This is a genomic window from Boseongicola sp. (genome assembly GCA_014075275.1).
Lineage (GTDB): Bacteria > Pseudomonadota > Alphaproteobacteria > Rhodobacterales > Rhodobacteraceae.
Genome location: CP046179.1, coordinates 2,232,485 through 2,255,856, shown reverse-complemented (window position 1 = coordinate 2,255,856; position 23,372 = coordinate 2,232,485). Strand labels below are relative to the sequence as shown.

Genomic DNA, 23,372 nt, shown 5'->3' with positions numbered 1-23,372 from the left:
GTCGGTATTACGTCGGTATCGCGTCGGTGGAATTGCTATGGGCGGCAGCGTTCGGTGGTTTCCGTCGGGTTAATGCGGCGTGCGTTGGGTTGCATTAATTCGCGAATATGTTAATTAATGAAAAAGTGAAATACGAATCGGTGACACATGCTTTCGACAACCTTTGCAGCTCTTGGAGATCCAACGCGACTGGCCATTGTGGAAACGCTATTGGCGGATGGTGAGAAATCGGCAGGCGAGTTGGTCGAACAGTCCAGCGTCTCTGCGCCAGCGGTGTCGCGGCATCTGAAGGTTCTGACCGAGGCGGGGTTGATCAACCGGCGCACCGAACAGCAGCGGCGGATCTATTCGGTCAATCGCGACGGCATGGGTCAGATCAGCGATTGGCTGCAACTTCACATCACGTTCTGGGAAGGCAGCATCGACCGGCTTCAGGCTGCAGTGGAAAAGGAAGACTTCACATGAATGACCTTGTTATCACCCGCGTGTTCCGCGCCGGGATCGACCACGTTTATTCCTACATCTCGGAGCCTGCCCACATTCTGGAATGGTGGGGCCCTGAGGGCATGACAGTGCCGGCCCATGACATCAATCTGGGCAAGCCGGGCCCGTGGATGTCGACCATGCAAGCATCCGATGGCCGCAAGTTCACGGTGTCCGGGGATGTCACGGAAGTCGATCCGCCAAGGTCAGTCGGCTTTACCTGGGCCTGGCATGACGAGAACGGTGATCGTGGGCCCGAGAGCCGGGTAAGTATCGAATTGGAAACGGTCGGCGAGGCGACGCGGTTCACCCTGACCCACTCGGGTCTGGCGGATCAGGCGGCGGCGGAGTCGCACATGCAGGGATGGACGTCATCGCTTGCGAAATTGGAACGTAAGATTCTCGCTGAACGGGTTAACTGAGGAGGATTTCAAATGCCCAAGTTTATTTTTGCATATCACGGTGGAAAAGCACCGGAGAGCCCTGAAGAAGGTCAGAAAGTAATGGCCGAGTGGAACGCCTGGTATGAGAGTATGGGGTCTGCTGTTGTTGATGGCGGTGGTCCGGCTGGTCCATCGACGACGGTTTCTGCAAGTGGGGTGGCCAATGACGGCGGCGCGAACCCTGTATCGGGTCTGAGCCAGGTTGAGGCAACGGATATGGACGCAGCTGTGGCCATGGCCAAAAGCTGTCCGATCTTATCCAGCGATGGATCGGTGGAGATCTGCGAGATAATGCAGATGTGAGGATCCGCAACCAAGCGTGCGGTTTGCGAACAAAAAGCCCCGCTCCATGGGACCATGGGGCGGGGCTTTTGTGTTTTGGGGTCAGGCGGTGGCTGACTGCGCAGGAGTTTGGGCGCGATGCTTGTCGCCCGCTTTTGAACGAGGTCCGATAAAGACCAACCACAATGCGAAGCTGAGTTCAGCAAGTGTCACGACGGCCAGGAAGCCGATGCGGATTGTTCCCAGAAGCGCGGCGTCTGGGAATGCAAAGGCATAGATGCTGTCCATGAAGTAGCCCATTCCACCAACGGCCAGCGCGACGCCCAGGAGTGTTGGGTAATGGTCTGAGCGAACGATCAGGATGCCCAAAAGCAGGAGGTGGATGGTGAAGAAGACCTGCCAGATCCAGACGCCGGAATCGTGCATGTGGATGAGCAGGTTTGCCACATCGTTTTGTTGTGCCGGTGTGAAGGAACTCAGGGCAATTGCCCCATCCGATACAGCCATTGCCGCCCCGTAAAAAAACAGCATTGCTGCCATGACAGTCACCATCGAAAAGCGCGCAAGGGCGGCGGCGGCAGAGAGTGTCGGCTGGACTGATTTGAACATGTTGAAGAGCATGACGGTGACGAGGAGTTCGGCGGCCATCATGATCAGATCGCCGAGGATGCCCGACAGGAACAATCCTCGGTTCGCTTGCAAGAGGTGGAGTGTGTCGTCGGGGTTGGCCGCGCCGAAGATTTGGCTGGGCACATAGGCGATGGAGTAACCGCCAGCGACTGCGATGGCTAGGTACCCGAGTCCGGCGGTCCGGGCATAGGAGCGGCTTTCAGAGAGTGTGGTTGTGGTCATGGGGTTGTCTTTCTGGTCGGGCCTCGGGCGGGGTTGGTGCCCCGTGCGAGGATTAAATTTTTAATTCTGTGGATGATTTAGATCGGGTTGATGTATAAATAAATTGTCGAAATATCGTGTTCTGGCATGCGTTTATGCATGGGTATTGAGCCGATCATGCGCGCCAGTATTCTGAGTTATATATTTCTTTACATATGTTTAGGTGTCAGGCGACGTATCCAGCGGCGGATGCCCCGGTGTCAGCTTGTGACGCAGAAAAGCCATGGGATGCGCTCGCAGGGTCAGTCGCATCGAGACGTAATCCTCGACGACCTCTTCGCCCAAAGACATCTTTGGCAGATTGGCCAGTGGCTCAACAATGCCTTCACCATCCATATCGCCGCCGAACAGGGGCAGGGGCTTTTCCGACATGATCGCGGCGGCGGCCCAAAGCGCCTCGCGACGGGACATATCCAGCGAGGCAAAGGCGTCGGCTTCGGCCAAGGCGCGTAACTGGCGCGGTGAGACACCGGCGCGTCGCCAGACATCTTCGACCGAGAGATAGCCATTGCCGCGCGCGGCGGCGATCCAAATCGCCTCGTCCTCGCGAACGGATTTGATCTGCCGGAACCCCAGGCGCACGGCCAGCCCGCCGCGCCCATCGGATTCCATGGCGTTGTCCCAGGTCGAGGCGTTGATATCTACGGGGCGCACCTCGACCCCGTGTTCGCGGGCGTCGCGCACGATCTGTGCAGGCGCGTAGAACCCCATGGGTTGGGCATTCAGAAGAGCGCAGCAGAAGATGCCGGGGTGATGGCATTTCAGCCAGCTTGAGGCATAGACCAGCAGTGCGAAACTGGCGGCATGGCTTTCGGGGAAGCCATAGCTGCCGAAGCCTTCGATCTGGGAAAAGCACCGCTCGGCAAAATCATCATCATAGCCGTTTTCGCGCATGCCTTTGATGAAGCGGGTGCGGAAATCGCTGACCGATCCGTGCTTTTTGAACGTCGCCAGCGAGCGCCTGAGGCGGTCGGCCTCTTCGGGGGTGAACCCGGCACCGACAATGGCGATCTGCATGGCCTGTTCCTGAAACAGGGGCACGCCGAGGGTCTTGCCCAAGACTTCGCCCAGGGCGTCCGAGGGGAAGGTGACCGTTTCCTCGCCATTGCGGCGGCGCAAATAGGGATGGACCATGTCACCCTGTATCGGCCCCGGTCGGATAATCGCGGTTTCGATCACCAGATCGTAGAAACAGCGTGGTTTCATCCGCGGCAGAAAGTTCATCTGCGCGCGGCTTTCCACCTGAAATACCCCCAGGCTGTCGGCCTTGCAGAGCATGTCGTAAACCGCCGGGTCTTCGGGCGGCAGGGTGGCCAGCGAATAGTCGATATGGTGGTGCGTCTCGATCAGTTCGAACGCCTTGCGGATGCAGCTGAGCATCCCTAACGCCAGAACGTCGACCTTGAGGATGCCCAAGGAATCAATGTCATCCTTGTCCCAGCAAATGACGGTGCGGTCTTCCATGGTGGCGTTTTCAATCGGCACCAACTCGTCCAGACGGCCCTCGGTCATGATAAAGCCGCCAACATGCTGGGACAGGTGACGTGGAAAGCCCTGTATTTCAAAGATCAGATCCAGGGTCTGTTTCAGCCGCCGGTCGGTGGGATCAAGCCCGATTTCCTTCAACTGCTGCGCGGCCATGCCCGAGGTGTCGAAGAACCCCCAAAGCTGGGACGAGATCGCACCGATGGTATCTTCGCTGAGCCCCATGACCTTACCCACTTCGCGGATGGCGCGCTTGCCGCGATAATGCACAACGGTGGCACAGAGACCGGCCCGATGACGGCCATAACGCTCGTAGATGTGCTGGATCACTTCTTCGCGGCGCTCGTGTTCGAAATCGACGTCGATATCCGGGGGCTCGTCGCGGGCCTCGCTGACAAAACGTTCGAAAACCATGGTGCCGATCTCGGGCGACACGGATGTGACACCCAGACAATAACAGACCACCGAATTGGCGGCCGAGCCGCGCCCCTGGCAAAGGATGCCGCGACTGCGCGCAAAGGCGACCACGTCACGCACGGTCAGGAAATAAGGTTCGTAATTCAGCTTGGCGATCAGGGTCAGCTCGTGCTGCAACAGAGTGCGCACATGACCGGGTGCACCCGCAGGGTAACGCCATCTCAACCCCTCATAGGCCAATCGGCTTAACCGCTCGGCAGCCGTTTCGCCCTGGGCCACCTCGGAAGGATATTCATACCGAAGCACATCCAGTGAGAATGTCAGGCTGTCCGCCAAAGCCGCAGCACGGTCGACCGCCGCGCTGTGGGGACCAAAGAGGTGACGCATGTCACCCTCGGAGCGCAGGCGCTGTTCGGCATTCGCCTGGGCCGAGCGCCCCAGATCGTCAACCTTGCAGCCGGTGCGGATGGCGGTCAGCACATCGGCCAGCTTTCTGCGCGATCCACGGTGCATCAAAGGGCTGGCGCTGGCCACAGCGGGCAGGTTCAGATCATCGGCAAGGCGCGCCAGACGGTTAAACCGCTCCGGATCCTGGCCATCATAGCGAGGTGACATCAGCAGATGACAATCTTTGCCAAAGCGGCGCGTCAGCCGTTCCGCCTCCTGATACCATCCGCCCGCGCCGCGGTTCGCCGTCTCAACCCCTGGCGGATGGATGACCAGTGCCAGATCGGCGCCGAAGGCAACCAGATCGTCGATGTGAAGCACACAGGACCCCTTTTCGGCGCGCAGCCGCCCGCGTGACAACAACCGGCAAAGCCGCCCCCAGCCATCGCGGTTCTTTGGCAATGTGGTGACCGTGAACCCCGTCTGAAGCACGATCCGGGCGGCGGGGATCAGACGCGGCACATTCAAAATGGCAGCCGAAGCGTCCAGGGGCGGCGGAGAAACGCGTGTTTCAAATGCCGCGACGGGACCATTCAGAGGGTCCTCCAGCTCGGCGGGGGACAAGGTCCCTTCGCGTTTGCGCTGGGCCGTGCCGGGGTAGCTCTCGAAAACCTGACGATTGCCCGCCCACCCCGCAACCGGGGCCGGTGGCCCGATAAGCTCACCTTCCTGCAGCTCTTTCACCTGCCGCGCAATCTCGCGGACACGGGTATGAGCACGCACGACCCCCGCAACCGAATTCTCATCGGCAACAGCTATCGCCGACAACCCCAGCAATGCCGCGCGATCTACATACTCCTCGCCATGAGACGCCCCGGTCAGGAACGTGAAATTCGAGGTGATATTCAACTCGGCAAAGCTCATCCTGCTCCTTCTTCTGTCTGAAAATACTTCGGGGGTGTGGGGGCAGAGCCCCCACGACCTCGACGCGCGAAGGCGCGGCGAAACCTTATCGACTCACTGGGATCGCTATGATATTCACCTTTTGTTCTCATTTCCAGTCCTTCTCAGACTGCTAATGTCGATCGCAAAGGGAACCAAAATGCGCAGTTTTGACGAAATATATCAGATTGCCGCCGACCGCCATGGCGGGTCGCACGCCTTGGCTGAAAAGCTGTCACCTCCGCCCCCACCCGCAGAGATTGCCACGCGACCAGAAGATCGCTGGCTTTCGATGATGACGCGGGGCGTGTTTCAGGCGGGCTTCAGCTGGAAAGTCATTGAAGCGAAATGGGAGGGTTTCGAAGAAGCATTTCATCAATTCAACCCCGACAAATGCGCGATGATGGACGATGTCTGGTTTGATCAATTGCTGCAGGACACACGGATCGTGCGCAATGGCACCAAAATTCAAACCGTGCGGGACAACGCGGTTTTCGTGACCGAACTGCGCAGCGAGGGTGGAGTAGGCGCGGTTCTGAGCGGTTGGCCGCCCGAGGATTACATCGGCCTGCTGGACATGCTGAAAAAGCGGGGCAGCCGATTGGGCGGATCAACTGCGCAGTATTTCCTGCGATTTTCCGGGGTTGATAGCTTTATCTTGTCGGCGGATGTGACCGCGCGGCTGATTGCCGAAAGTATCATCGACAAGCCTGCGACGTCGAAGGCCGCACGGAAGGCGGTGCAGACGGCATTCAATGAATGGCGCGAACAATCCGGGCGTTCTCTGACCGAGATCAGCCGGGTTCTGGCGATGTCTGTCTAAAACTCAGGAGCCACACAGGTGCCGGTGCGATGGCATTCCAGCAATCGTTCCTCACTCTCTTTAGACCAAGGCACATTGTAGCTGCCGCAGGGGTCTGCATCCAAAATATGTAAATCGCCTTCTATCCGGATCGCAAAGATGCGTTCGCCCCCTATGCCTTCTGCACTGCCGCACCAGGGTCCCAGACAGGTCGCCAGAACCAATACTCTTTCGTCGAAAACGACGCCAAAAGTCTCAGAGGTTAAGGCACCTCCATCTAGGTTTGCGGGATTGAAGGTTGGGAGTGGATTGTCAGGATCCGGTGTTTTTGCGGGCCGACTTAAGTCGAGGCGTCCGCGCACAATCAAATACGAATGCTCGCTGTCTCGCGCTTGCTCGTAGAGCCGCACAGCATCGGGGCGCAGGCATGACAGGGCAATCGCCGGTGAGAGGCTGGTCATAAGGACCAGAAATGCGGCGAAATACAAACGTATCATTCGACGCCCTCCATAGCGTGGCGGAAAGTGGCGATCACTTGATCGTAGACGTCTTGCTTGAAGGGAACGATATCACGCAGAACTTCATCGGGCGTAGACCACCGCCAACGGGCGAATTCCTTGTCGTGTTTGGCGATATCGATATCGCCATCCTGCCCGGTGAACCGCAGCAGGAACCACTTTTGCTTCTGTCCACGATAGCGACCTTTCCAGAGCTTGCCGACGAGATGGTCTGGCAAGTCGTAGATTACCCATTCTGGATGCTCGCTTTCGACCTTCACTAAGTTGGCGGGCAGCCCGGTTTCTTCCTCGAGTTCGCGTAGAGCGGCCTCGGTCGGATCTTCACCCTTGTCGATCCCGCCCTGGGGCATTTGCCAGGCACCGGGGGTGTCGATGCGCTCGCCCGTGAAGATCAGGCCATCGGCGTTGGCCAGCACGACGCCGACGCAAGGGCGGTATGGAAGATCTTTGTTCATGTGTTGGTCGTGTCTGATTGCGGTCTGATATGCAATATCTGAAGCGATGGGGGCGATTGATTGGCCACATCACATATTATCATCACGCCAAAGCCCATTGCCCCTTTCGCAAGCGTTGTGTGCGCGTTATATGCCGCCCGTCCCAAGACATAGGAGGTCAAAGTGGGCTATCGCGTCGTCGTCGTTGGAGCCACAGGTAATGTGGGCCGCGAAATGCTGAACATTCTGGCAGAGCGCCAGTTCCCTGCAGATGAAGTTGCTGTGCTTGCGTCGCGCAAGTCACTGGGCACGCAAGTTACGTTTGGCGACACGACACTGACCACCAAAGACCTGGATACCTTTGATTTTACCGGCTGGGATATGGCGCTGTTCGCCATCGGCTCGGACGCGACGAAGAAATATGCGCCACGGGCGGCCAAGTCGGGTTGTGTGGTCATCGATAATTCGTCGCTGTATCGCTATGAGCCGGATATTCCGCTGATCGTGCCTGAGGTGAACCCTGAAGCAATCGAGGGTTACAAGAACCGCAACATTATCGCGAACCCGAATTGCTCGACCGCGCAGATGGTCGTGGCGCTGAAGCCATTGCATGATCGCGCGAAGATCAAGCGGGTTGTGGTGTCGACGTATCAGTCGGTTTCGGGTGCAGGGAAAAAAGGCATCGACGAGTTGTGGCTTCAGACCAAGGGTATCTACGTGCCCGGTCAAGAGGTTGAGCCGGACACTTTCCAGCGCCAGATGGCTTTTAACGTCATTCCGCAGATCGATGACTTCATGGAAGACGGATCGACCAAGGAAGAATGGAAGATGGTCGCCGAGACCAAGAAGATCGTCGACAAGTCGATCAAGGTCACCGCGACCTGCGTGCGGGTGCCAGTCTTTGTTGGCCATTCGCAAGCGGTGAATATCGAGACTGAGGACTTTCTGGACGAAGACGAAGCGCGGGATATTCTGCGCGAGTCGCCTGGGATCATGGTCGTCGATAAGCGCGAGAGCGGCGGTTACACGACCCCGATTGAATGCGTTGGCGACTACGCTACCTTTATTAGCCGTATCCGTCAGGACGGCACGGTTGAGAATGGTCTGAACTTCTGGTGTGTGTCGGACAACCTGCGCAAGGGCGCGGCGTTGAATGCGGTGCAGATTGCGGAATTGCTGGGGAATCGGGTCCTGAAAAAGGGCTGATTCCCGAAAACTATTGAATACAGAGCGTAGGGCGGGGTCACGCCCTACGGCCTCGCGCTGAATTTTTGATAAATCCGAAGCGCATGCCCGCTAACTGCATTATTAAAATGACGTGGACGTAAAGCTGAGGTTTTGTAACAGCCTTCCGCAGTAATTCTGTAAGCTGTTGGGAAGTAACACGAAACATTCTTCGGCAATGCCTTCTGTTTTTCTGCCAAAAAATGACAGCGCGCCGTCTGCCACATTTGTGCCTTTTTTTGAAAACAATCCCGTCATATTTCAAAAGGACCTTAGAGTTACGACACGCACCATGGGGACTGACCACATGAAACCTATAACCGAAGACCAGATCGTATCGCTGATGAAGGGTCTGGAAACCCGCGAACAGATGGAATTGCGCCGGCGCGCTCGTCGTTCGGGACGCGCCGCCTTTCTGATCGACTTGTGACAGCGGTTTATGGATTGGGACTTGCTGTTCCGTACAGGGCGTCAGCGCAAAGGTAACAGTATCCGATTTTGTCACTAAACCTCGAGCAGTGACAAATGCGCGCCGGGCGACATCAGAAGCGTTCGGCGCGCAGAACAGCAGCATCGGTAACGGAAACCACGCCGATGTGACGTTCGACGACCGAAAACGCAGCTTCCAAGAGAGTGTCCAGACGGTCGGGATGGATCAGGCAAATGACCGCCCGCATACCCGATGCTCGGCTGACCTGACCTTCGCGCGTCCAGCGCCCTGAGCTGCCGGACCCACCAAAGACGGGCAAGACAGTATATCCGGTCACACCAGCCTCGATCAAAGCATCGGTGAGTCGCCGCTCAAGCGGAGCTTCGATGATGATTTCAACTCGTTTGGCTTGATGGGTTTCCATGGATCAGCCTCCTGCGAATTGGGTTGCCACTGCGGTGTAAAGCGGAATGCCCACCGTCAGGTTAAAGGGGAAAGTCACACCAAGCGAGAGCGTTAGGTAAATCGAGGGTCGTGCCTCGGGCAAGGCCACACGCATTGCGGCAGGAACGGCAATATAGGATGCCGAAGCTGCGAGCGTCATCATCAGTGCCGCGCCGCCGGGTGACAGGCCAATCAAAAGTGCCGCCGCAAGACCGATCATGCTTCCAAGAGGTGGCATGATAAGACCAAAAAGAACCGCTCCACCGCCAAGGTCGCCCCGCGCTTGCCGCAACCCACGCCCGGCCACCAGCCCCATGTCGAGAAGGAATAGACACAGAACGCCCTGAAATGGTGCGACGATAAAGGGAGCGATTTTTGCCATCCCCTCTTCGCCGGTCGCCATGCCGATGAAGAATGTACCGACGAGAAGCACGATTGAACCATTCAGCAGAATTTCGCGATAAAGGCCCTTTGTGGGTTCTGCCGAAGCGTCAGATCGGCTGACCAGCCATAGCGCTGACAGAATGGCCGGGGCTTCCATAACAGCGGCAGCTGCCACCATGTAACCTTCGGAGGCGATACCCTGACCTTCCAAGACCGAGGTCGCGGCGACGAAGGTGACGATAGAGATCGATCCATAGTGTGCTGCGACAGCCGCGCGGTCGATAACGCCAAGCGGTGTCAGAACCTTGAGTAAGTAGAAGGCCAGAAATGGCAACATGAACGAAAGCACAAGCCCGGCGAGCAGGGTCAACACAAGCGTGCTGTCGATGCCATGATCTGCCACACCAGCCCCGCCTTTGAAGCCGATCGCGAACAATAAATAGATCGACATGCCCTTTGCGACCGCCTCCGGAATTGTCAGATCGGATCGAGCCAATGCGGCAACGACACCGAGAACGAAAGACAGGATTATGGGCGAGATTAGGTTATTGGCGGCAAGCGTCAGAATCTCGGACATTCAGTTTTTCTCTTTCGGAAAGTTCGATCAGACTTGGACAAACCGGCTGGTTGTCGCGTCCAACTGCATAAACCCGCCTTCACCGATGTCGGTCCAAAGACCGTGCAGTGTCAGCGATTCCGCCTCGATCGCGTCGCTTACAAAGGGAAATGTCATCAGGTTTTCCAGGCTGATCACGATGGATTCAAGTTCGAGGGCGCGAACTTCGTCGTCGCTTTTGCCTTTAATTCGCTCATATCCCGGACGCAGGATGTCCATCCATCGGCCAACAAAACTGGATTTTTCTTCCAGCTCTGGTGCCTGCCCAGAACACATGGCATGGCATCCGGCTACGCCACCACAGTTCGAATGGCCGATGACCACGATATGTGCGACGTTTAGGGCCGTAACGGCATACTCAATGGCAGCGGATGTGCCGTGCCGGTCACCATCGGGTTTATAGGGCGGCACCAGATTGGCGATGTTGCGGTGAATAAAGAACTCGCCGGAATCTGCCCCGAAGATTGATGTCACATGCACTCGGCTGTCGCAGCAGGAAATGATCATCGCGCGAGGATGCTGACCTTGGGTAGCAAGGTGACGGAACCAGGCATGGTTCTCGGCAAAACTTGTGGCTTTCCAACCGCGATAGCGTTTGACGAGATAACCAGGCAAAGGGCGCGCATGTTTCATAATCGTGGTCCCCGATCAGACGTCGGCATTCAAATCAAATGCACCATATTTACATGCCCTGTATCAATCAATTCTTTGCCGAGCGCAATTACGCATGGCGACGGGTGAGGGCGTGATTTAGGTGGAAGATGCAAGACGTTATTCACATGAATCCGGTTGAGTTGATCTTTCTGGATGCGGCGCATCTGGCAGAACTTGCACGGGATCGCGGAATCGTACGCGCCGAGCACATAGCCAACACAGCGATTGAAGAAATCGCGGACAGGATGACGGCTGTTGAAGCCGCTTGGGCAGCGGGCGAGTTTGCGCGTTTGCTACGTGTTGGGCAGGCTTCGCTGAATGCAGCCTGGGATATAGGCCATTTGCGGTTGTGACCTTGCCGCGTGCGGCAAAGCAAGTAGGGTAACGGCGATCTAACCAAGGAGTTAAGTGCCGTTGTCCGCAATGAAATTCGCAAAGGATGCGGCAGGGTCGCGCCCGCTGCATTTGATCACCAAAGAGACTTTTGAAGACTGGCTATCATCGCTTGAGGAGCGCGAGCGTACCTGGTTGAACGGGGTCGGTTTCAATGCCTCGCCGGGTCAAGTTGCATTAGTTCCGAACGCGGATGGCGGAGTTGCCTGGGCAGCTGCCGGGCTGGGCAATCAGGCCGCACGCGACCGCAAACGATTTTTGTCGGCCCGAGTGCGGAACGCTTTGCCGGAGGGCACCTGGCATCTGGCCACGAAGCTGGATGATCCGACCTTGAATGAGGCCGCGCTTGGCTGGCTTTTCGAGGGCTACCGGTTTGATAGGTATGCAAAAAACGACCCTCCTAAAGCGAAACTTTTGCCGCCTGATGGTGTTGATGTTTCACGTTTGGAGCGCATTGCCGAAAGCGAGGCTTTGACGCGCGATCTGGTCAATATCCCTGCCGCAGACATGGGTCCCAGCGCGCTAGAGCAAGCCTTTCTTTCATTGGCGGATACTTTTGGAGCCAAGGCTGAGGTCACACGCGACAACGAACTGTTGGATGCCAATTTTCCGATGATCCACGCTGTTGGGCGTGCGGCAGCGGACGCGCCAAGGTTACTGGACTTTAAGTGGGGAACATCCGGTCCCAAGCTGACTTTGGTTGGCAAGGGCGTGTGTTTTGATACCGGTGGATTGAATTTGAAACCGGGTGCGTCGATGGGTCAGATGAAGAAGGACATGGGTGGCGCAGCCAATGTTCTGGGGCTGGCCCGGATGCTGATGTCCGGAGATACGCCGCTGCAACTGCGGGTTCTTATCCCGGCTGTTGAGAATTCAGTGGCGGGCAATGCGTTTCGTCCGGGCGATATTCTGACATCGCGCAAGGGCCTAACTGTTGAGATCAACAACACTGATGCCGAAGGGCGGCTTGTTCTGGCCGATGCACTGGCGCTGGCCGACGAGGAAGAGCCGGAGTTGATTTTGTCCATGGCGACGCTGACCGGCGCCGCACGGGTTGCAGTTGGCCCTGATCTGGCGCCGTTTTATGCGACCAGTGACGAGGATGCGCGCGCTGGAGATTGGCGCTGCGGAGGTTCGGGACCCTGTTTGGCGGATGCCATTTTGGACGCCCTATGAGGGTATGATCGAACCCGGCATCGCTGACCTGGACAATGCGCCAAAGGGTGGATTTGCAGGCTCCATCACGGCGGCGTTGTTCCTGAGAAGATTCGTAACAGAAACGCCGAGATACATGCATTTCGATATTTTCGGCTGGAGCCCTGCCAATGAGCCAGGTCGACCGAAGGGTGGGGTCGGGCAAGGTATTCGTGCGCTTTACCAATCCCTGCCGGGAATGCTGGACATATGAGTGATCGGCGTTTTCTTTCGGCAGATGATATGTCCGGTGGACAGGCGCATCGGCTGTTGGCGAACGCCTGGTTGCGCCCAAAGCCAAACGCGACCCCTGATCGTCAGTGTCTTTGGGGCGATGCCTTCCAGGTTCTGAAATCGCACGGAGAGGACGCGTTCGGATATCGCAAGAAGGATGGCTATGCCGGGTGGGTGCGGCAGAGCGACCTAGGCCCCAATTTTGAACCGACCCACTTTGTCAGTGTTCGAACAACCTGGGCTTGGTCCGCGCCAGATTTCAAAACCGAACCGCTTTTCGATTTGCATCTTAACGCCAGTGTCAAAGTCACATCAAAAAACGAAATCTGGTTTGAAATCCAAAACGGGACCTCGACAGCCTATTTATCAGCCGCACATTGTGCAGATGTTAACGAACCGTTCGCCGATCCGATCGCTGCGGCGCGTCTGTATCTTGGCACGCCCTATGTTTGGGCTGGGAATAGCGGATTTGGTATCGACTGTTCGGGACTGGTGCAGGAGGCCTTTCAGGCAGCAGGTCGCCATTGCGCTGCTGATAGTGACCTACAGGAAGCAATGCCGGGTCAGCCGATTGATACGGCGGGCCCATTCCAGCCAGGCGACCTGATCTTTTGGCGGCGGCATGTGGGGCTGGTTACCGACGCAAACCAGATGATTCATGCAAACGCACACCACATGGCAGTCGTCGAAGAGCCAATCGAAAAAGCGATGGAACGCATTGCTGCGACGGAAACTGGCCGCGCGAGTTCCGCGCTCAGGCCGATCTGACTTCTATAGTTCAGAGAATACTCCAAGGGAGCACGGCTTTGCGCCCGGCGGCGAAGCCCCAACCTTTCCTAAATTTATTCGACTGCGCGGATCAGCTTTCGCTCCAATACTCGCAGAACCGTCTTTAGATCGTGACCGCGTTTCAGAATTTGGCCGTCCATCCCGATCACCGAATACATGCCTTGGCGATTCCTGAGTTTTGGGCTTTTTTCGATTCGATAAATCGGATGCTCTGCGGTGCGACGAAATACCGAAAATACTGCGACATCTTTCAGAAAAGACATCCCATAATCGCGCCACTCACCAGCAGCCACCATTCGGCCGTAAACACCTAATATTACGGCTAATTCCTTGCGGTTAAATGCGATTTGCTCGGTGCTGCTGCCACTATTGCCGCCAAAAGACGTCGTTGTTTGCATGTTCATACATTGAATCCTGCCCGCATCCGCGCCGCAAATCAACCCTCGCCCAAACTTCGCCACAATATTACCCCGGCCCGGTCCCGAACCCCCCCTGTTCTTGCCCAAGTTGAGCTTCATTGAGGAATCGTAGCGAAAAGACGCTATCCCCGGTGTCGCGGATTAACAGCCCCCACCCAGCCTGCGGCGCCGGGGACTCTAAAAAGTAAGCCCCTGCTTGTGCAAGCGGGGGTTTTCTTTTGTGTAGAAATGACTTTCTGTGCAGTGTGCAAAGCTGCGGGGACGCGCGTGGAAACAATCACACTTGAAATTTTTCTCGTTCTTTCAGCGGCAGGAGTGCTGGCGGGGGCAGTGAACGCCATTGCGGGTGGCGGCACGTTTTTTTCGTTTCCTGTGCTGGTCTGGGCTGGATTGCCGCCACTCGTGGCCAACACAACAAATATGGTGGCATTGATGCCGGCCTATGGTGCCGCGCTGCCGCCATTGCGCAACGAGCTGAAAAGCCTGGGGCGAGTGATGATCGTGCCAGTTATCGCCGGGACAATCGGCGGTTTAGTCGGAGCGCTTTTGCTTTTGTACTTTGGCGATGCGGTTTTTGAATCTGCTGTTCCATATCTCATCGGTTTCGCAACGCTTTTGTTTGCCCTTGCGCCGACGATGCGGAGTTGGGTCACCAGATGGGGTTCGAATTCGGGTGGCGAAAGTCAGGTTTGGACCGCGACCTTGATATTCGGATTCTCCATCTACGGCGGCTATTTCGGAGCCGGTATCGGGCAGATTTTGTTGGCGGCGTTGATACTTGTTGGCTTTGATAATCTTAGGGCAGCAAACGCTTTGAAGAACGTTATTTCATTTGCGATCAGCGTCATTTCGGTTCTGGTCTTTGCTTTGTCCGGCACGGTGGCCTGGAAATTCGCCTTCATCCTGATGATCAGCGCGACAATTGGTGGATACCTTGGCGGGATGTTGTCAGCGCGTGCACCATTGGCGGCTATGCGGACGGGGATCATCATTTTTGGCTGTTGTCTGACTGCTTATTACTTTTACGCGAGCTTTTGATCTGTCGGCTTGATCATCGCTGATTGGTCGCTAAGTTTTCGGTTCATTCAGGGAGAACGGCATGAGCGGAACCACAACCATGATCGGTGTCATTGGTGGCAGCGGGATTTATGACATTGATGGGTTGGAAGGTGCCGCGTGGGTGAGTGTAGAGAGCCCGTGGGGAGCGCCATCGGATCAGGTTTTGACCGGCTCTTTAGGCGGTGTTCAGATGGCATTTTTGCCGCGACATGGGCGCGGCCATGCGCATTCACCAACGACGGTTCCGTATCGTGCGAATATTGATGCGCTGAAGCGGTTGGGGGTCACGGATGTGATCAGTGTTTCAGCCTGCGGATCGTTCCGCGAGGAAATGGCACCGGGCGATTTTGTGATTGTAGATCAGTTCATTGATCGCACGTTCGCGCGCGAGAAATCGTTCTTTGGCACGGGCTGTGTGGCACATGTGAGTGTGGCGCATCCGACCTGTCCGCGTCTTGGCGACGCTTGCGAGGTAGCGGCTAATGCGTCGGGTATCAATGTGCATCGGGGCGGCACATATCTGGCGATGGAGGGGCCGCAGTTTTCAACGCTGGCAGAGTCTAGGATGTATCGCGAGGTTTGGGGCTGTGATGTGATCGGGATGACCAATATGCCCGAGGCGAAACTGGCGCGTGAGGCCGAGCTTTGCTACGCGAGTGTCGCGATGATTACGGATTATGACTCGTGGCATCCTGACCATGGCGAGGTTGATGTTACGCAGATAATTCAGACCCTGATGGGCAACGCAGAAAAGGCACGCGGGCTGGTCGCCAGCCTGCCGGAATTGCTGACAAGTAAGCGTGCTCCGTGCCCCCATAGGTGCGACCGGGCATTGGAATTTGCCATCATGACCGCACCCGAAAAACGTGACGCAGAACTGGTTGCAAAACTGGATGCTGTGGCGGGGCGAATGCTTTAGCAGCGAGCGGGTGTCTCGCGTTCCATTTCAATCAGAGTATCCAGATCGCGGTCGCTAATTTCGCCCATGACCAACGTGCGGCCAACGACAATTGCTGGCGTGCCAAATATGCCAAGCGTGCGTGCGGCGGCGCGGCTGCGTGACAGGCGGCCGGTTACGATCTGGCCATCCATATCGAGGATGAGTTTGCCTGCTTGTAGACCGGCTGAGGATGCAGAATCTGTAAGATAACGGGCGGTTGGTCGGAAAGTGCCGCCCATGAGCCGAGCCTGAAATTCGGCGTATCCGCCCTGTAAATCAGCGGCAATGGCAGCCTTGGCCGCAACGATCGAGGACGGGCCAAGAAGCGGTAACTCGTGCCAGGATATAGAGATGTCCGAGGCGGGATCACTGGCACGCTCGGCCAGACGACCGGTCAGAACGCGGCAATAGGGACAGAAGAAATCGGAGAATGCGGCGACCGGAACTTTGCCAGGTATGTCGTGTTCAAATAGTGTTCGGCACAGGCGGTTTGCTGGCAGAGGATCGGTCTGGTCCGCAGAGCTATCAAGTCCGGCGAAGGCGACGCCGGACAGGCCGCTGCGAGAGACGGACATCCCGTCGAGGACAGTTTGCCGCCATCCGGGAAGGCCGTCGATATCGGTAAACTCCAGTGCCCGCGGGCGGCGGATCCAAGCCTGCCAGCCGCCGCCGACCAGAGCAAATGTTCCAAGCCCCAGTAGGAGGTTGCGTCGGGATGGGCGTTGTTTTTCACTCATATTTACTTGCCATTTCGATGCTCACCGGTTTCGATGATTGGGTTGGGATCAGACAGGGCCGATCATGAATAACCGCAAGAAAACCGTCAAAGACTACATCCGCACAATTGTGGATTTCCCCCATGAAGGCATCATGTTCCGCGATGTCACTACACTTTTTGCTGATCCGCGCGGGTTTCGGATTTGTGTGGACCAACTGCTGCATCCTTATGCGGGCGAACAGATTGATAAAGTTGTAGGATTAGAGGCGCGGGGGTTCATTATTGGCGGCGCGATTGCGCATCAATTGTCGGTGGGATTTGTGCCGATCCGTAAGAAGGGCAAGTTGCCCGGCAAGACTTTGAGCCAGGATTACAAGCTGGAATACGGCGAGGCGATTATGGAAGTGCACCATGACGCCATTCAGGCGGGTGAGAAGGTTTTGGTGGTGGATGATCTGCTGGCGACCGGCGGCACGGCAGAAGCCGGGATCAAGCTGATCGAGCAGATGGGCGGTGACATTATCGGCTGTGCCTTCATTGTGGATTTGCCGGAACTGGGCGGGCGCAAGAAGATCGAGGCGCTGGGCATGGATGTGCATGTGCTGTGCGAATTTGAGGGCGCTTGAGAGTATTATCGAGGTCTTAATGCTGCGTGCTTTTGAGTCTGGGTGTTGCGGCGCAACACCTGAAGCGTTAATCGCGTGAAATAAGCGGAAATCGTGAGAAATGGCCTTTCGGTATCGCGTCGGTAATACGTCGGTATCACGTCGGTGCCTGTATCACCGAACGGTGACGAACCCACAAAATCTGGTGCGCGCGCAACGAAGGTTACTGCGGCGTTAACTGTTTTCTCAGGGGCGGATTTCGACGCGAATTTAGGGGACGTGAGGTGGTGAGGTGGTGGAAGGTTTGGCGCGGTGGTGTTTTGGGGCGAGGCATTTGAGTGGGTTCGATGAATGACCGCTTGGAGCCCAATGCAGACCTTTGGCGCGTTGGAAATGCCAGCATGACCGGCTGAAAACATCAGGTCATGCCTTTGATCCTAAAGCGGTGCGAGATGACCGGAACCGGATGTTCAGTCCCATTCCAAGACGAACGCAATCTCTCCAGCACCCAAATGCCGTCAGAACCAATTCCTTATCGATTCAATCACTATGGTATAAGTATTTGCCGGTTGAGCTCCCGGAGGTTCTTCCTCAACCGCAACCTGAACCTTGGTCCCGGTAAGGTCGGCGTTGAAAAAATCTACAGGTTTCGGCTCCTCCTGATTCAAATCGCTTACATTAACGTCTACATTGGTGCGCGTTGTACTTGTTCCGGTCGTGAAGCCGCTTGGGTTTGACCCGTCACCTATCGTGAGTATGGGCTTTTCTTCAACGGGCTCTCTTGAAGGCGCTTTTAAAGGCGCGTCGAAATTCGGACTGTAATTCTCGTCGCAGCCAGCTAAAGCGACGGCAATACCAATCAATCCAACTGAGCGGAAAATAACCAACCTTGATCGTTTGAACGTCTTCATAGCATTCCCTCAAAATGAGCGTTTCAGCGCAAATCCAAGCGCATTAGCTTCGTGGTTTCCAGTAACATCAGTACTCGCTTCGATCATGACGCGATAAGGAGAATCCTTCGCGCCCAAAGGCGTTTCGAACCCTACTGATACCGAAACTACGTGGTCCTCTTCCGACAGCGTAAGCGCATCGTTCGCGACAAGTCCTAGCAGACCCAAACGGGCCACACTTGCTTCTCCAACCCGCCGAACATAGTTGATCCCCAAGTGCCCCATCGTCAAATCTCCAGGGTCCACAGCAGAATCATCACTGCGCCAGACTTGCCGGACACCGCCGGAAATATGCACTCCACTCACATCATCGAGCGGTATCGCCTGGCCCAATGCCGCGAAGACACCGAAGCTTTCTCCGTCCAGTTCAAATGTGTCGGCTGTCGCGCCCAAGGTGCCGTATGAAGCACCGATCCAGTAACTCAAACCGCGAGAATTGATTGGCCCGGAACGCGCGTACTGAAAGCCGGCAGCGTTGTTTTCAAAATCAGGCAAAGGCGGGTTCCCGCCGTTCATTTCCGAATAGGACAGCGTGTAATGATTTGCGACGCCATCTGATCCTTTTGCGGAGTACGTGACGGACATGCGAACATTATCGAACGATGACGTGCCCAAACTCGACTCCGAGAATCTCAGATCAGTCTTCAAAGTCCTTTTTGCAGCGTCTTGCGCAACCAACGGCGAAACGCCGAATAAAAATGCAGTCGCAGAAAGCGCGGCCCAAATAGGTATTATTTTCAAGTTTCTAACCCCCACTGTCCACCGTACGATAGCGAGCCCTCGGCAAACGGCAAGTTTTTTTGAGAGATTCGAAGGTATTTAGTTTCGGCTGCGAGATTCAATTCAGTCTGGTCAGTCTGTAGCTTGGACTTTGCGCACTCCTGCTGAGTAGCGGTTGCTTCTCCTGGAACCCAAATTACCTTCGGCGCCTGCTTGAAATCTAGCGCAGCTGAACCGCTCAGCGCCTCGCTCGGTGAAAGTCAGAAGAGTCCGCATAGCGAAAGTTGATGCGCGTTGCGGTAAATGTCCGCTTTGCGGACGAAGCTGCCGTTCGCGAAAGATTTCCAAGGTCCGGTTTAGTCGCGATTCCCGCCTTTGAGGTTATTTCCGAAATGTGTCAAGAATAGACATGCAGGGTGCACCAAACAGCCCGCCGAGGTCGATCGAAACGGAACCTTAAAACCTTATCGGGAGCGAGGCCCCCAGAATAACGTCGGGGCTGTCGTCGGTGATGCCGACCCCCGCAGAAAGGTTGAGGAAGATGTCCCGCGTCAGGACAAAGTCAGCGCCCAGTTCGAATAGCCCGAACGTGGTGGCCGTGCCGTCGATCTTGGAGCCGTTCAGTTCGATTTCATCCTCGAAGGCAAAGTCGAAACCCGCGCTCAGAGAGATGTCAGGCGTCACTGCCAGGTTTGCGCCGAAGCCGAACCCGATCACGCCGCTGCGATCCACATCGACACCGGAGATCGTTTCGCCGAGGAAATGGGTGTAGGAGACATCTCCGAAGAACGCGATCGGGTCGATCGTCTTGACCGCCGAGAGCCGCCCGGTGACCCGGTGAAAGCCGGACCCTAGTGGCACGTCATCCTCAGAGAAGTCCTCACCGGTCGGGGCGCCGTAGCGGATGCTGCCGACCAGCGACGGCCAGGTGCCGTCCTGCGGCCAGAAGGATTTCCAGGCCGTCACCGAGATGTCGCCGAGCCCGGTGTTGTCGCCGGTCCCGTCAATGTCGCGGTGGAGCAGGGGCACGCTGGCACCAAGCATCCACCCCCCGGGCAATCCAACCCGGGCATCAAGGCCAGCCGCATAGGTGTCGCGGGTCGAGCTCAGCGCATCACGGCCCGAATGGCTCCACGACAGGCTCGGCGTCACCTCGACCGTGTAAGGCGACAGAACGGCATTGCCACGCCGCACCAGGGCCCGCTCCAGCGCCCGGTCGCCCTCCGGGTCTTCGGCGCCGATCTCGGGCGCGGGCGCCTCGGCCCTTGGCGGCGGTGCGATCTCGCGGCCCACCAGTTCGGCCTCCAGCGTCTCGACGCGCTGTTTCAAGAGTTCATTGATCAGCTTCTGGGCCGCGAGTTGGGCCTTCAACTCCTCGACCGTCTGCGACGAGGCAGGCCAAGCGGGCAGCAACAGTAGCGCGAGTACGAACACATATCTCATTTCTTTCCCCTCAACATCACGAAGGCGATGCCTTCGATCCAGGCGTTTTCAAACCGCTCGCGGCTGAGATTGCGGTTGCCATAGGCCGGGTCGGCCACATGGACTTTCCCGTCGGGTGTCAGCCCCTTGTAGACCACGTAGTGGTTGTAGCCGTGGATCTGCACCGGCACGATTGGGGCATCCAGGTAGCGGATATCCTCGAAGCGCATCCCCTTGAAGCCAATGGCGCGGTAGCCGCGCTCTGCTGCGTAGCGCTTCATGTCGAGGAGCGAGAATCCGCCCCGGTGGCGCACCTTCAGGGGTTCGGTCTGACGCAACAGCCCGTTGACCACCTCACGCTCGGAAACCGGATCGTTGAAGGTATAGGTAAAGACGGTCGCCATGGCAGCGGCCCCGCAGCTCGTGTCCCACTTCTGGATGATGACGCCCGCCTCGCGGATTTCCTTCAGCGAGAGCGTGCCAGCGCTGACTTGAAGCGAGTGCAGGCCCGTTGCTGCCGCGAGGATAAGACCTGCTGATAGAACTTTCACCGAACGCAAATCAGGTCCCTAACCCTTTCGCCGCTGACTCTCAGTTCCACGTTGCAACGGCAAGCACCGGGGCAACGATAGGTCGGCATTGTGGTAATTCGGACTCTCACGAGGGCGCGTGCGGCCCGGCTTTATGAGCAGGACCGGAAGGAGCCGTCAGACCCCTCCCGGTTGGGTATGTATGTTCGGCGTTGGGTCGGATGGGTCAACGGCGTGGACGGTCATCCGACATTCTTCGCACGATGCTCGCCAACCCCCCGTAGTGGTTAGCCAGCCATGCCCAATTAAGATTGAGGGCACGGCAAGTATCAGCGAAAAACAAAAAACATCACTAGAATACCGCCGCGTTAATGATATGCGGGCAGGTCGACATAGTTGGGACATACGAAAAAATGAATGACTAATTGTCGACGGCGGTCGGGATTCCAATGTGAAACGGTGCAGGGGAACTTGCAGTCCCTTGGTTATAAAAATTCCCGATTTCGTTATCAGCTAAGCTCGACCAAGTGTCATGTATAACATCGGGGATATCTGACACGGTCGTCGACGGCACCCCGAGCGAGTCGCCGGCAACTACAAGATCCATCTCAGAATCCGAAAGAACGACCGGTCCGCCCAGTGTGGGCTGGGCTGCCTGTTCGCCGGCGAAACCAGAACCTGAACCGACGATCAAAGCCATGGCGGAGGCAGTTAAGAAAGTTGAGATACGCATTTTATTCTCCCAGAGATACAGCCTGCGAGCCGAGTCCAAAGCAAAGCACCGCAAGGCACCACAACACATTGCACACACTAAATCGTATGCACGACGAGTGAGGTGCCTGAGCAGTAAACGATAAAAAGCCAGTAAAATCAATCTGGTTGCAATCTTCTACTGATCAGTCAGTTCTCGGCGCCGACATGCCCAGGCCGCGAACGGGCACAACGCGACCAATTCTGTGATGCGCAATGGGTTGGTAGAGGTCATTCTGCACGTGCTTCGAATGGTGTTTTTCGGACGAGCCGTGAATAGGGCGTGTTTCTTAATTGGGTCACGAAAGCTGCCGTTCGAATGCAGCGCAGCATCGGTCGAAATGGGCTGATTTTGTTGAAAAACTCATGCTTGATCGTGGAATGAACTGCTGATTCAATTCATCGTACGGATAGGGAGGGTTTTGCGATGATGGGACCTAAGCAGGAAGCACAGGCGGCGTTGTTCTATGAGTTCTCGTTGGAGGATCATGTCCCTCAAGACCACCTTCTTCGGTTGATTGACCGGTTCGTTGACCTGAGCAGTATCCGGGCGCATCTGTCGGATTTCTATAGTCACACAGGCCGTCCATCCATTGATCCGGAACTGCTCATTCGGATGCTGTTGGTGGGGTATTGCTTTGGTATTCGGTCAGAACGCCGGCTCTGCGAAGAGGTTCATCTGAACCTCGCCTACCGCTGGTTTTGCCGGCTGAATTTGACCGACCAAGTTCCAGACCACTCGACCTTCTCGAAGAACCGCCATGGTCGGTTCCGTGAGAGCGATCTGCTGCGCCATGTGTTCGAGACCACGGTTGCACGCAGCATGGAAGAAGGACTGGTGGGCGGTCAGGGTTTTGCTGTTGATGCCAGTTTGATCAGTGCGGATGTTCAGAAGCAAAACTCCAGCAATCCCGAAGACTGGGCCGCCCGTGACATTGATCCCAATAACGCGCCGCGCGCAGTGCGCGAGTATCTCGACACCTTGGACGACGAGGCCTTTGGTGCAGCCTCCACGGTCAAGCCCAAGTTCATGGCCCATGCCGACCCCGCCAGCCAATGGACGGCTGCACGTAAAGGCCCGGCTTTCTTTGCGTATTCTACTAATTATCTGATCGATACCGATCACAGTATCATCATGGACGTAGATGCCAGTCGGTCCAACAAGACCGCTGAAATAAGTGCCATGCGCAAAATGCTCGATCGCACCGAAGAACGTTTTGGTGTGAAGTCCGATTGGATCGCTGCGGACACCGCATATGGATCAGAAGACAATCTTGTCTGGCTCGCATTGAAGCGCCAAATCCTTCCCTTCATTCCTGTCTTCGACAAAGGTGAGCGCACGGACGGAACGTTCTCACGATCCGACTTCACGTGGGACGATGAGAACGACCGCTATATCTGTCCGGGCGGCAAAGAGATGCGGCACACTTGGCGGACCTATTCTGACCCGGCTCGAAACGCGCCAAGCTGGAAAGCTCGCAAGTATCGAGCGCTGAAGTCCGATTGCACAGGATGCGAGCTGAAGGAAAAATGCTGCCCCAACGCCGAGGCCCGCGCCGTCCATCGCGAGAAATACGAAATCGTCCGGGACTTCGCCCGCCGATGCATGGCGTCAGAGTTCAATGTCACCGCACAGAAACGACGAAAGAAGGTCGAGATGCTCTTTGCACACCTCAAACGCATCCTTGGCCTCGGGCGGCTCCGATTACGTGGACCCTGCGGCGTCCAAGACGAGTTTACTCTCGCAGCAGCAGCCCAAAACCTCCGGAAACTAGCCAAACTCACGCCGATGGTGCCAGCCGCAGGATGACGC

At 56.6% G+C, this 23,372-nt stretch carries 25 protein-coding genes and 1 pseudogene; 12 read left to right on the top strand and 14 right to left on the bottom strand.

From position 1 onward, the window contains the following. Positions 1-147: 147 nt before the first annotated feature. Genes GKR98_11300 through GKR98_11290 form a run of 3 tightly spaced genes read left to right on the top strand, consistent with a single transcriptional unit; the run spans position 148 to position 1,229 of the window. Complete coding sequence (locus tag GKR98_11300; GenBank protein ID QMU58725.1) at positions 148-465, top strand: metalloregulator ArsR/SmtB family transcription factor; 318 nt, start codon at positions 148-150, stop codon at positions 463-465. After that, on the top strand, positions 462-905 hold the full coding sequence (locus GKR98_11295; GenBank protein ID QMU58724.1) for an SRPBCC domain-containing protein: 444 nt from the start codon (positions 462-464) through the stop codon (positions 903-905). The genes GKR98_11300 and GKR98_11295 overlap by 4 nt, the downstream gene beginning before the upstream one ends. A 12-nt stretch (positions 906-917) precedes the next feature. Beyond that, a complete protein-coding gene (locus GKR98_11290) occupies positions 918-1,229 on the top strand; it encodes a hypothetical protein (GenBank protein QMU58723.1) in 312 nt (103 codons plus the stop codon). Positions 1,230-1,310: 81 nt separating this feature from the next. Here the strand turns inward: GKR98_11290 and GKR98_11285 are convergent, their stop codons facing one another. Then, the gene (locus GKR98_11285) at positions 1,311-2,060 is read right to left on the bottom strand and encodes a DUF4386 family protein (protein QMU58722.1); all 750 of its coding nucleotides are present in this window, start codon (positions 2,058-2,060) and stop codon (positions 1,311-1,313) included. A 198-nt stretch (positions 2,061-2,258) separates the two neighbouring features. Further along, positions 2,259-5,312, bottom strand: coding sequence for a DNA polymerase III subunit alpha (dnaE, locus tag GKR98_11280; GenBank protein ID QMU58721.1), 3,054 nt, complete (start codon positions 5,310-5,312; stop codon positions 2,259-2,261). A gap of 178 nt (positions 5,313-5,490) precedes the next feature. Between dnaE and GKR98_11275 the strand changes: the two genes are divergently transcribed. After that, entirely contained in the window at positions 5,491-6,153 is a 663-nt protein-coding gene (locus GKR98_11275) for a 3-methyladenine DNA glycosylase (GenBank protein ID QMU58720.1), read from the top strand. Here the strand turns inward: GKR98_11275 and GKR98_11270 are convergent. Together GKR98_11270 and GKR98_11265 are read right to left on the bottom strand one after the other, a co-directional pair. Continuing rightward, positions 6,150-6,629, bottom strand: a complete 480-nt coding sequence (locus GKR98_11270; protein ID QMU58719.1) for a hypothetical protein — start codon at positions 6,627-6,629, stop codon at positions 6,150-6,152. The two genes, GKR98_11275 and GKR98_11270, sit on opposite strands and share 4 nt — an antisense overlap. Further along, entirely contained in the window at positions 6,626-7,105 is a 480-nt protein-coding gene (locus GKR98_11265) for an RNA pyrophosphohydrolase (GenBank protein QMU58718.1), read from the bottom strand. The genes GKR98_11270 and GKR98_11265 overlap by 4 nt, the downstream gene beginning before the upstream one ends. Before the next feature lie 162 nt (positions 7,106-7,267). Between GKR98_11265 and GKR98_11260 the strand changes: the two genes are divergently transcribed. Beyond that, positions 7,268-8,290 carry an aspartate-semialdehyde dehydrogenase gene (locus GKR98_11260; GenBank protein ID QMU58717.1) on the top strand — a complete coding sequence of 341 codons (1,023 nt, stop codon included), beginning with the start codon at positions 7,268-7,270 and terminating at the stop codon, positions 8,288-8,290. A 560-nt stretch (positions 8,291-8,850) separates the two neighbouring features. On the opposite strand, the gene GKR98_11255 is transcribed toward GKR98_11260, so the two are convergent. The 3 genes from GKR98_11255 to GKR98_11245 are packed head-to-tail and all read right to left on the bottom strand — an operon-like array spanning position 8,851 to position 10,815. Next, entirely contained in the window at positions 8,851-9,162 is a 312-nt protein-coding gene (locus GKR98_11255; GenBank protein QMU58716.1) for a DUF3240 domain-containing protein, read from the bottom strand. 3 nt (positions 9,163-9,165) lie between these two features. Further along, the gene (locus GKR98_11250; protein QMU58715.1) at positions 9,166-10,143 is read right to left on the bottom strand and encodes a sodium-dependent bicarbonate transport family permease; all 978 of its coding nucleotides are present in this window, start codon (positions 10,141-10,143) and stop codon (positions 9,166-9,168) included. Positions 10,144-10,170: 27 nt separating this feature from the next. Then, on the bottom strand, positions 10,171-10,815 hold the full coding sequence (locus GKR98_11245; protein QMU58714.1) for a carbonic anhydrase: 645 nt from the start codon (positions 10,813-10,815) through the stop codon (positions 10,171-10,173). A gap of 128 nt (positions 10,816-10,943) precedes the next feature. Here GKR98_11245 and GKR98_11240 point away from each other — a divergent pair, with 128 nt between their 5' ends. From GKR98_11240 to GKR98_11230, 3 genes and pseudogenes are all read left to right on the top strand, one after another. Beyond that, complete coding sequence (locus tag GKR98_11240; protein QMU58713.1) at positions 10,944-11,189, top strand: hypothetical protein; 246 nt, start codon at positions 10,944-10,946, stop codon at positions 11,187-11,189. A 70-nt stretch (positions 11,190-11,259) separates the two neighbouring features. Further along, positions 11,260-12,637, top strand: a pseudogene (locus tag GKR98_11235) (leucyl aminopeptidase family protein). Next, the gene (locus GKR98_11230; GenBank protein QMU58712.1) at positions 12,634-13,425 is read left to right on the top strand and encodes an NLP/P60 hydrolase; all 792 of its coding nucleotides are present in this window, start codon (positions 12,634-12,636) and stop codon (positions 13,423-13,425) included. Before GKR98_11235 ends, GKR98_11230 begins: the two are co-directional and overlap by 4 nt. A gap of 74 nt (positions 13,426-13,499) precedes the next feature. Here the strand turns inward: GKR98_11230 and GKR98_11225 are convergent, their stop codons facing one another. Further along, a complete protein-coding gene (locus tag GKR98_11225) occupies positions 13,500-13,850 on the bottom strand; it encodes a DUF2794 domain-containing protein (protein ID QMU58711.1) in 351 nt (116 codons plus the stop codon). Positions 13,851-14,093: 243 nt separating this feature from the next. Here GKR98_11225 and GKR98_11220 point away from each other — a divergent pair, with 243 nt between their 5' ends. Together GKR98_11220 and GKR98_11215 are read left to right on the top strand one after the other, a co-directional pair. Further along, complete coding sequence (locus GKR98_11220) at positions 14,094-14,903, top strand: TSUP family transporter (protein ID QMU58710.1); 810 nt, start codon at positions 14,094-14,096, stop codon at positions 14,901-14,903. Between the two features lie 61 nt (positions 14,904-14,964). Continuing rightward, positions 14,965-15,843, top strand: coding sequence for an S-methyl-5'-thioadenosine phosphorylase (locus GKR98_11215; GenBank protein ID QMU58709.1), 879 nt, complete (start codon positions 14,965-14,967; stop codon positions 15,841-15,843). Here the strand turns inward: GKR98_11215 and GKR98_11210 are convergent. Then, entirely contained in the window at positions 15,840-16,601 is a 762-nt protein-coding gene (locus GKR98_11210; protein QMU58708.1) for a thioredoxin domain-containing protein, read from the bottom strand. The two genes, GKR98_11215 and GKR98_11210, sit on opposite strands and share 4 nt — an antisense overlap. Before the next feature lie 64 nt (positions 16,602-16,665). Between GKR98_11210 and GKR98_11205 the strand changes: the two genes are divergently transcribed. After that, positions 16,666-17,208, top strand: a complete 543-nt coding sequence (locus GKR98_11205) for an adenine phosphoribosyltransferase (protein QMU58707.1) — start codon at positions 16,666-16,668, stop codon at positions 17,206-17,208. A gap of 497 nt (positions 17,209-17,705) precedes the next feature. Here GKR98_11205 and GKR98_11200 read toward each other — a convergent pair whose 3' ends face one another. The 5 genes from GKR98_11200 to GKR98_11180 form a co-directional block, all read right to left on the bottom strand. After that, a complete protein-coding gene (locus tag GKR98_11200; protein QMU58706.1) occupies positions 17,706-18,098 on the bottom strand; it encodes a hypothetical protein in 393 nt (130 codons plus the stop codon). A gap of 9 nt (positions 18,099-18,107) precedes the next feature. Beyond that, positions 18,108-18,722, bottom strand: coding sequence for a hypothetical protein (locus GKR98_11195; protein QMU58705.1), 615 nt, complete (start codon positions 18,720-18,722; stop codon positions 18,108-18,110). A 591-nt stretch (positions 18,723-19,313) separates the two neighbouring features. Further along, entirely contained in the window at positions 19,314-20,300 is a 987-nt protein-coding gene (locus tag GKR98_11190; protein QMU58704.1) for a hypothetical protein, read from the bottom strand. Beyond that, entirely contained in the window at positions 20,297-20,839 is a 543-nt protein-coding gene (locus tag GKR98_11185; protein ID QMU58703.1) for a peptidase C39, read from the bottom strand. The genes GKR98_11190 and GKR98_11185 overlap by 4 nt, the downstream gene beginning before the upstream one ends. 391 nt (positions 20,840-21,230) lie before the next feature. Continuing rightward, on the bottom strand, positions 21,231-21,542 hold the full coding sequence (locus GKR98_11180; protein ID QMU58702.1) for a hypothetical protein: 312 nt from the start codon (positions 21,540-21,542) through the stop codon (positions 21,231-21,233). A 444-nt stretch (positions 21,543-21,986) separates the two neighbouring features. On the opposite strand from GKR98_11180, the gene GKR98_11175 reads away from it, so the two are divergent. After that, on the top strand, positions 21,987-23,369 hold the full coding sequence (locus tag GKR98_11175; GenBank protein ID QMU58701.1) for a transposase: 1,383 nt from the start codon (positions 21,987-21,989) through the stop codon (positions 23,367-23,369). Positions 23,370-23,372: the final 3 nt, after the last annotated feature.

Excerpts from the sequence above, each read along its gene's own strand:
- GKR98_11300 (QMU58725.1), top strand. The coding sequence starts at position 148 with ATGCTTTCGACAACCTTTGCAGCTCTTGGAGATCCAACGCGACTGGCC.
- GKR98_11295 (QMU58724.1), top strand. The coding sequence starts at position 462 with ATGAATGACCTTGTTATCACCCGCGTGTTCCGCGCCGGGATCGACCAC.
- GKR98_11290 (QMU58723.1), top strand. The coding sequence starts at position 918 with ATGCCCAAGTTTATTTTTGCATATCACGGTGGAAAAGCACCGGAGAGC.
- GKR98_11285 (QMU58722.1), bottom strand. The coding sequence starts at position 2,060 with ATGACCACAACCACACTCTCTGAAAGCCGCTCCTATGCCCGGACCGCC.
- dnaE (QMU58721.1), bottom strand. The coding sequence starts at position 5,312 with ATGAGCTTTGCCGAGTTGAATATCACCTCGAATTTCACGTTCCTGACC.
- GKR98_11275 (QMU58720.1), top strand. The coding sequence starts at position 5,491 with ATGCGCAGTTTTGACGAAATATATCAGATTGCCGCCGACCGCCATGGC.
- GKR98_11270 (QMU58719.1), bottom strand. The coding sequence starts at position 6,629 with ATGATACGTTTGTATTTCGCCGCATTTCTGGTCCTTATGACCAGCCTC.
- GKR98_11265 (QMU58718.1), bottom strand. The coding sequence starts at position 7,105 with ATGAACAAAGATCTTCCATACCGCCCTTGCGTCGGCGTCGTGCTGGCC.
- GKR98_11255 (QMU58716.1), bottom strand. The coding sequence starts at position 9,162 with ATGGAAACCCATCAAGCCAAACGAGTTGAAATCATCATCGAAGCTCCG.
- GKR98_11250 (QMU58715.1), bottom strand. The coding sequence starts at position 10,143 with ATGTCCGAGATTCTGACGCTTGCCGCCAATAACCTAATCTCGCCCATA.
- GKR98_11245 (QMU58714.1), bottom strand. The coding sequence starts at position 10,815 with ATGAAACATGCGCGCCCTTTGCCTGGTTATCTCGTCAAACGCTATCGC.
- GKR98_11240 (QMU58713.1), top strand. The coding sequence starts at position 10,944 with ATGCAAGACGTTATTCACATGAATCCGGTTGAGTTGATCTTTCTGGAT.
- GKR98_11230 (QMU58712.1), top strand. The coding sequence starts at position 12,634 with ATGAGTGATCGGCGTTTTCTTTCGGCAGATGATATGTCCGGTGGACAG.
- GKR98_11225 (QMU58711.1), bottom strand. The coding sequence starts at position 13,850 with ATGAACATGCAAACAACGACGTCTTTTGGCGGCAATAGTGGCAGCAGC.
- GKR98_11220 (QMU58710.1), top strand. The coding sequence starts at position 14,094 with ATGACTTTCTGTGCAGTGTGCAAAGCTGCGGGGACGCGCGTGGAAACA.
- GKR98_11215 (QMU58709.1), top strand. The coding sequence starts at position 14,965 with ATGAGCGGAACCACAACCATGATCGGTGTCATTGGTGGCAGCGGGATT.
- GKR98_11210 (QMU58708.1), bottom strand. The coding sequence starts at position 16,601 with ATGAGTGAAAAACAACGCCCATCCCGACGCAACCTCCTACTGGGGCTT.
- GKR98_11205 (QMU58707.1), top strand. The coding sequence starts at position 16,666 with ATGAATAACCGCAAGAAAACCGTCAAAGACTACATCCGCACAATTGTG.
- GKR98_11200 (QMU58706.1), bottom strand. The coding sequence starts at position 18,098 with ATGAAGACGTTCAAACGATCAAGGTTGGTTATTTTCCGCTCAGTTGGA.
- GKR98_11195 (QMU58705.1), bottom strand. The coding sequence starts at position 18,722 with ATGTCCGTCACGTACTCCGCAAAAGGATCAGATGGCGTCGCAAATCAT.
- GKR98_11190 (QMU58704.1), bottom strand. The coding sequence starts at position 20,300 with ATGAGATATGTGTTCGTACTCGCGCTACTGTTGCTGCCCGCTTGGCCT.
- GKR98_11180 (QMU58702.1), bottom strand. The coding sequence starts at position 21,542 with ATGCGTATCTCAACTTTCTTAACTGCCTCCGCCATGGCTTTGATCGTC.
- GKR98_11175 (QMU58701.1), top strand. The coding sequence starts at position 21,987 with ATGATGGGACCTAAGCAGGAAGCACAGGCGGCGTTGTTCTATGAGTTC.